At 35.7% G+C, this 6,360-nt stretch carries 8 protein-coding genes; 1 reads left to right on the forward strand and 7 read right to left on the reverse strand.

Annotated elements, in window-relative coordinates:
- From E0W73_RS20660 to E0W73_RS20675, 4 genes are all read right to left on the reverse strand, one after another.
- A complete protein-coding gene (locus E0W73_RS20660) occupies positions 1-573 on the reverse strand; it encodes a hypothetical protein (protein WP_135223943.1) in 573 nt (190 codons plus the stop codon).
- A gap of 10 nt (positions 574-583) precedes the next feature.
- The gene (locus E0W73_RS20665) at positions 584-973 is read right to left on the reverse strand and encodes an HNH endonuclease (RefSeq protein ID WP_135223944.1); all 390 of its coding nucleotides are present in this window, start codon (positions 971-973) and stop codon (positions 584-586) included.
- A 327-nt stretch (positions 974-1,300) separates the two neighbouring features.
- Positions 1,301-2,197 carry a DMT family transporter gene (locus E0W73_RS20670; protein ID WP_135223945.1) on the reverse strand — a complete coding sequence of 299 codons (897 nt, stop codon included), beginning with the start codon at positions 2,195-2,197 and terminating at the stop codon, positions 1,301-1,303.
- 10 nt (positions 2,198-2,207) lie between these two features.
- On the reverse strand, positions 2,208-2,729 hold the full coding sequence (locus tag E0W73_RS20675) for a GNAT family N-acetyltransferase (protein ID WP_135223946.1): 522 nt from the start codon (positions 2,727-2,729) through the stop codon (positions 2,208-2,210).
- Positions 2,730-2,791: 62 nt separating this feature from the next.
- On the opposite strand from E0W73_RS20675, the gene E0W73_RS20680 reads away from it, so the two are divergent.
- Positions 2,792-3,655 (forward strand): LysR family transcriptional regulator, encoded by an 864-nt coding sequence (locus E0W73_RS20680; RefSeq protein WP_135223947.1) that lies wholly within the window; start codon positions 2,792-2,794, stop codon positions 3,653-3,655.
- A 2-nt stretch (positions 3,656-3,657) separates the two neighbouring features.
- Here E0W73_RS20680 and E0W73_RS20685 read toward each other — a convergent pair whose 3' ends face one another.
- The 3 genes from E0W73_RS20685 to E0W73_RS20695 form a co-directional block, all read right to left on the reverse strand.
- A complete protein-coding gene (locus E0W73_RS20685) occupies positions 3,658-4,104 on the reverse strand; it encodes a GNAT family N-acetyltransferase (protein ID WP_135223948.1) in 447 nt (148 codons plus the stop codon).
- A gap of 268 nt (positions 4,105-4,372) precedes the next feature.
- Positions 4,373-5,596 carry a DUF763 domain-containing protein gene (locus E0W73_RS20690; RefSeq protein ID WP_135223949.1) on the reverse strand — a complete coding sequence of 408 codons (1,224 nt, stop codon included), beginning with the start codon at positions 5,594-5,596 and terminating at the stop codon, positions 4,373-4,375.
- Positions 5,597-5,733: 137 nt separating this feature from the next.
- The gene (locus E0W73_RS20695; RefSeq protein WP_135223950.1) at positions 5,734-6,060 is read right to left on the reverse strand and encodes a DMT family transporter; all 327 of its coding nucleotides are present in this window, start codon (positions 6,058-6,060) and stop codon (positions 5,734-5,736) included.
- Between the last annotated feature and the right edge of the window lie 300 nt (positions 6,061-6,360).

Below are 6,360 nucleotides of genomic sequence, written 5' to 3' on the forward strand. Positions count from 1 at the left end.
TCAAAAGTTCTTTTTCATTATAGAGTGATGAGAAATCGCAGCTAAACCGTTATTAAATCCTCTTTTATAGCTTAGAATAATTCCATAACCAATTCCTCTATTTTCTTTTGCTTCATTTTCAATATCAAGTATTTGGTTTATGTGTTCTTCAGCCGTGTCTTTTCTTACGGTAAGTTCTTCAACAGTATCAACCATTCCGCTACGACTTCTAGTTTCAATGTGAAAGTTTATTTCGCGAATAAAATCTTCATAAAAAGTTTTTATTTTTCTAATTGTTCTTTCCAAGTCATTTTTTAAAGCTTCAATATTCTGTGCAAGATGCGTATTATCAGGATTTATTAAAGCATCGTCATATCCCTTTCCTTCATAGTTCTTCTCAATAAATGCAAATAATACTGAGATGCCATTATCAATATTTGGTGTAATTCGTTCATCTTGAATAGATTCTGTTGTTTGTTTTTCTTTTTCAAGAAAAATATTTTCAGGAATTTCAGCAAGTGGATTGGTAGGATTTTCTTGTGAATTATGATTATTTGAGTTTTGTTTTCCATTAAAAAAATTAAACAGTCCCATATTTTAAAAATTAAATGTTAATTGTTGGTACTTTATATTTTGAATGACCACGTCGATGACATGATTCACAAAGAGTTATTAGTAAATAGTCAGCATAATCCCAAGGAAGTTTGAACTTGTTTTCACGTACTATAAAATGATATTGACGATGATGAACTTGAAGATTTTCAATTGAAAGACATATTATACATTTTCCATCACGTAATAGAATTTCATTTCTTTTATTTTTCCATTGGACAGTAAACAATAAAGCGCCGTAGCTGCCATGAGCTGGTATTTCTTTTATAATTGGTTTTAAGATATCTGTAGTGATATATTTATCTTTTTGCTTAAACCGCCTATATATGGTGCCACTTTTCATTTCATTAAAACGATAACGACTATCTGTAGAATCGAACATATTTTGTTAATTTATTAGTAAAAAGGAAATATTAATTTTATTTTCTATTTGCAAAGATTACTTTTTGATATTCAATTATTTTACGGAAATCCATAATTCATAAAAAAATAATACAAGTGTAACAATTATAAAAGCCAAATCAACAAGTACTTATACGGTATTTTCACCATCCGTAAAAAAACAAAACCCTCAATCTTCCTAAAAAGATCAAGGGTCTTAATTTTCAAAAGAGAATCCTTATTCCAAATCCAGATAAGGATTTAAAATTTTAGCTAATTCCTTCAAAAACATAAAGAAATATCTTAATTTCTATGGTTGATTAGCATTTTAAATTTCAGTTTCCGATTCAACACTTCCCAAAACTTTCTGTTTCCTCCCCTTAACCTCAGAAATAATCGTAGCAGAAAAAATCAAAGCGCCACCCAAAAGTAAACGCCAGGAAAGGTTTTCGCCTAAAATAAAGAAAGCTCCGATGGCGCCAAAAACAGGTTCAAACAAGTAAATCACCGCCACACGTTCTGCTGATAAATACCGTTGCGAAATGTTGGATACCGTGTACATAAAAGCGGTCGAAAACAAGGCGCAGTAAACAGCACCCATCCAAAAAGTATTGTTTTCGGGAAACCAAACGGCTTGGGAATCTGCAAGCGCGAGACAAAAAGTAAATAGGGCGCAAAACGAAAACATAGGCACAATCGAGTACAAAAGGTTTTTGCCGGCAGAATGTTTTTCGACCGAAATAAGATATACGGCGAAAGCAAATGCGCCAGAAATCGTTAGCAAATCGCCGAAATTTATGATGAACTTATCTTTTATCGCAATTATAAACAAACCCGTTAAAGCGGTGAAAGCGGCAACCCAGATTTTTAAAGGCGTATTGGTTCTGTAAAGGGCTAATTTTAGTAGCGGAACAATAATTACCGTTAATCCTGCAATAAAAGAACACTGAGACGCATCGGTATATTTTAAGGCAAAAGTCTGCAACTGAATCCCTAAAAACATCGGAACGGCAAGTAAAAAACCTGTTTTTACGGCTTCTAGATTGGTGTCTTTAACGTATTTCCAAAAAACAATACTCAATACGATTACGGCCATGACGAAACGGTAGAAAAGGAAAACGTTTGGGGAACTATCTCCAATCGCCATTTTAGTGACCGAATAAGAAATGCCCCAAAAAGCCGTGCCGAGTATCAGCAAAATCAATAAAAGTTGTCTTTTTTTCATTTTTAGGATTTTAAAAAAGCACTTTTTTCATCATTAAATCGGTTTGTTCGTCGTCGCCTAATCTAAAAATATGCGTATCAAATTGCACAAATCCGTTTTTGGTGTAGAAACTTACAGCTCTGAAATTTTTTTCCCAAACGCCAAGCCACATATAAGCCGCCTTTAGTTCGTGGGCAGTTTGTTCGGCTTGCGCGTATAATGCTTGCGCTACTTTTTTGCCATGAAATTCTTTGGCAACATAAATGCGTTCTATTTCTAATGCATTTGGGGCTTCTTTTTCGGTTTGGGCGTCGGCAGTGTTTAATTTTAGATAACCGACAACTTTTTCGTCCAAAACAGCCAAATAAAAATAGGAAGATGAATTGTTGAGTTCTGTTGTAAGCTTTTCGATGGCAAAACTTTCGTCTAGATATTTATTCATGTTTTCTTCTGAATTTACATCCGAGAATGTTTCAGAAAAAGTTTGCCTTCCTATGGCTTGTATTTGCAGCACATCAGTAACGTCTGCTTTTTTTATTTTTAGGGTTTCCATATTTTTATTTTTAATGCGTAAAAAACGTTTTTTTTGTTTTAATAAATGCGTAAATTGCATCAATGGATTTACAGCAAATTAAATATTTTCTGGCTTTGGCGCGCGAACTTCATTTTTGGAATACAGCCGGAAAGATGAATATCACGCAGTCTGCCCTGAGCCGTCAGATTCAGTCTCTTGAAAATCAGCTTGGTATTCAGTTGTTTGAGCGCAATAAACGCAATGTAAAACTTACAGCAGCGGGCCAATTCTTAAAAGAGAAATGGGAAGTCGAATTGAATAAACTCGAATTTATTCATCAATCTGCCCGCCAGATTCAGCTGGGAGAAAGCGGTACCATTACCATTTCGCATCCCGATTCGATTTCGGCTTCGCTGATGCCCGAAATATTATCGCGTATTTCTGATGCTTTTCCGAAACTTAAAATCAAATTGGTTCAGGTTCTTTACGAGAATCAGCTGGATTACCTTCGTAATTATAAAATCGATTTGGCGATTTTAAGAGATATTAATCATGCCAAAGACATTCAATCCAAAAAAATACATACCGATCATTTAGCGATTGTAGTTCCTGAAGATCATCCGTATCAAACTCCAGAAGACTTAACCAAAGAGACGCTTGCTTCTCAAAAATTTATATTGCCCACAAACGATGAAGGCAGCAGCTACAGCGATTTGATTCGACGATTATTCAATTCTTTCGAAAATGCTCCAGAAGTGCATCTTCATTCTGAATTTGGATCCACGATAATTGCTTTGGTTCGAAAAGGACTCGGAATTGCGATTTTGCCTGATTCGTATCTTTTTCATGAAATACCCGGAATTCGATTTATCAAACTGCCTCTTGAAACCGATTTGTACATCAATTGGCGTGCTGAAGACCATAATCCGGTGCTGGCCAATGTTTTAAAACTAATCAGTCCGTAGCGTTAGGCACGCAACATTTCGATATGCGGAATTCCGTCTTCATCATAAACTTCGCCTTGTTCCACAAAACCAAGTGATTGGTAAAATTTAGACAAATGATATTGCGCACTGATTCTGATTGGACTTTTTCCGAATTTCTCTTCACAGCCGGCAATAGAAGCTTCCATTAATTGTACTCCCAAACCTAATCCGCGGCGAGAGGGTGCAATTACCACTCGTCCGATAGAACTTTCATTATAAGACAAACCTTCTGGAAGTAAACGTGTTACGCCCGATAATGCTCCGTCAACATAATATAACAAATGAAAACTTTTCTGATCTTTGTTGTCTAAATCCAGATAAACGCAATTTTGTTCTACTACGAAAATTTCGCTTCTTAACCGAAGCATATCGTACAATTCGTGATTGGTTAATTCATCAAAAGATTTAATCGTATGGCTGAATGTCATTTTCTTTAATTATTTTGGTTGTATTTGCTGACAAAGATAGGGTAGAGAATAATGTTGTGAAATGCTATTTTTTTATCATGTGATGCTGAAAATGCATTAAACGTTTCGGTTAGGTAATTTGACAATTAGATAATTAGATAATATGACAATTAGATAATTAGATAATATGACAATTAGATAATTATTGGTATGTTTCTTAATTATAAAGACTTGCAAGGTTGAAACCTTGGTGTATGTTGCTGTTGAATTCTTTTCTTTTTTTTTTGAATTAATCAAACAAACCTAATTGGTTATTGGGAAGTATGATTTTGCTTTTTGGAGGTTTTGCATCGCCAAAAACGGTTTTGCCTCCGTATTTGTACGATTCGGCTCTTTCTTTTTGTATTAATTCGTCTAAATTATCGTTTGGGGTAAAACCTTGTTCAGCGTTTCTAGAAATTTCAGACAGTTTTTTGATGGCTTCCATTTTGTCAGTATTGCCGATTTTGGCACGATTTATCGCTTTTTGCAGCGTATTGATGGTCTCATCGTAAATGTTGATTGGAACCGGAAACGGATGACCGTCTTTTCCGCCATGAGCGAAAGAAAAACGTGCAGGATCTTCAAAACGGGTAGGAGTGCCGTAGATTACTTCGCTCACCAAAGCTAGTGACTGCAATGCGCGAGGCCCCATTCCTTTTAAGAGCAGGAGTTCCTCAAAATCTTCGGGTTTGTTTTCATGAGTTGTCCAAAGCATGGCTCCTAGACGTTTCATATTGACATCTTCAACTCGTACATCGTGATGTGCAGGCATGCTAAGATGCTGGATTTCTTTCATGATTTTTGTTGGAGATTCTTTGGTAAGCTCCAAAATTCCGGCTCTGGATTTTTCGGCTGTTCCGGCAGTCAGATTAAGTATGGACCCCTGATTTTCACCATAAATAAAAGTATGCGGTTCGTTTATAAAAGATTGTAAATCTTTAGAATGCCAATGATATCTTCTGGCGGTTTTAGAATCTGGATTCATTCCTTGCTGAATAACCGCCCATTGCCCTTTAGCATCTACGATAAAATTATGCTGATACAGCTGAAATCCGTCCTGAATTGCCGTGTTGTCGACTTTGGCGGTCAATCTGCTGCAATTGGCAAGTTCGTTTCCATCCAATCCGGTTTTGTTGCCCACAAATAAGAGTTCCTGTGGTGTTGCCATTGAATGTTTGCCTTTGCCACCGCAGATGTAGATTCCTAATTCTTTTGAATGCGGGTTGACTGATTTTTTTAAAGCTCCCAAAACAGAAGTCGTGATTCCAGATGAGTGCCAGTCCATTCCCATAACCGCTCCAAAACTCTGAAACCAAAACGGATTGCTCAGTTTTGAAATTACTTCAGAAGTCGAAAACTCTAAGGCGATAGTCTCGACGATAGCAAAACCCAATTTAGACATACGATCAGCAAGCCATAAAGGAACATGTCCATAATGTAAAGGAAGATCTGCTGTACCGGAACGTTTCATGTAATTTGGGTTTTATGCAAAATTACGGAAAAATATAAGGAAGAAATGTTAAATGAAAGCTGCAGGTAATTTTGCTAGAAGAAAAAAAACTTTGTCAAAGGTTCAGAATTTGACAAAGTTTAATGAGAAGTTTATGATTAGTGCGAAACCGCTTTAAGTCCAATAATCGAACCGACCAAAGTCGTAAGGAAAAATAATCTCCAAAAAGCCGCGGGTTCTTTAAAAACCAAAATGCCAACCAAAACAGTTCCGACCGCACCAATTCCTGTCCAGACAGCGTATGCAGTTCCTAGCGGCAGTGTTTCTGTAGCTTTCATCAGTAAAAGCATACTTACGGTTAGAGAAATAAAAAATCCAATATACCAATAATACATTTCTGCTCCTGTTGTTGTTTTTGCTTTTCCAAGACATGAGGCGAAGGCTACTTCAAATAAGCCTGCGATGATTAAAATAATCCAGTTCATAGTTTTAAAATTTTGTGGTGCAAAGTTCTTTTATGCAATTCGGAAAAAATTTAACAAATGATAAAAAATCTAATTTTTTGCGTAAAGGTTTTTTCACGCAGATTTAGACAGATTGAGCAGATTTACACAGATTTAGATATGATTGTAGAAAAAAAAAATCTAATTTAATCTGCTGAAATGTTCTAAAGTCTGCGTGAAATACTTTTTGCGTAAGATTTTTTCACGCAGATTTAGACAGATTAAAGCAGATTTGCGCAGATTTAGATATTTGAGGATAGAATTAAAAAAATCTAATTTAAT

This window comes from Flavobacterium foetidum (assembly GCF_004634245.1).
Classification (GTDB): domain Bacteria; phylum Bacteroidota; class Bacteroidia; order Flavobacteriales; family Flavobacteriaceae; genus Flavobacterium; species Flavobacterium foetidum.

What these genes read in the sequence shown, in the direction of transcription:
- E0W73_RS20660 (WP_135223943.1), bottom strand. Translation starts at nt 573, where the DNA reads ATGGGACTGTTTAATTTTTTTAATGGAAAACAAAACTCAAATAATCAT.
- E0W73_RS20665 (WP_135223944.1), bottom strand. Translation starts at nt 973, where the DNA reads ATGTTCGATTCTACAGATAGTCGTTATCGTTTTAATGAAATGAAAAGT.
- E0W73_RS20670 (WP_135223945.1), bottom strand. Translation starts at nt 2,197, where the DNA reads ATGAAAAAAAGACAACTTTTATTGATTTTGCTGATACTCGGCACGGCT.
- E0W73_RS20675 (WP_135223946.1), bottom strand. Translation starts at nt 2,729, where the DNA reads ATGGAAACCCTAAAAATAAAAAAAGCAGACGTTACTGATGTGCTGCAA.
- E0W73_RS20680 (WP_135223947.1), top strand. Translation starts at nt 2,792, where the DNA reads ATGGATTTACAGCAAATTAAATATTTTCTGGCTTTGGCGCGCGAACTT.
- E0W73_RS20685 (WP_135223948.1), bottom strand. Translation starts at nt 4,104, where the DNA reads ATGACATTCAGCCATACGATTAAATCTTTTGATGAATTAACCAATCAC.
- E0W73_RS20690 (WP_135223949.1), bottom strand. Translation starts at nt 5,596, where the DNA reads ATGAAACGTTCCGGTACAGCAGATCTTCCTTTACATTATGGACATGTT.
- E0W73_RS20695 (WP_135223950.1), bottom strand. Translation starts at nt 6,060, where the DNA reads ATGAACTGGATTATTTTAATCATCGCAGGCTTATTTGAAGTAGCCTTC.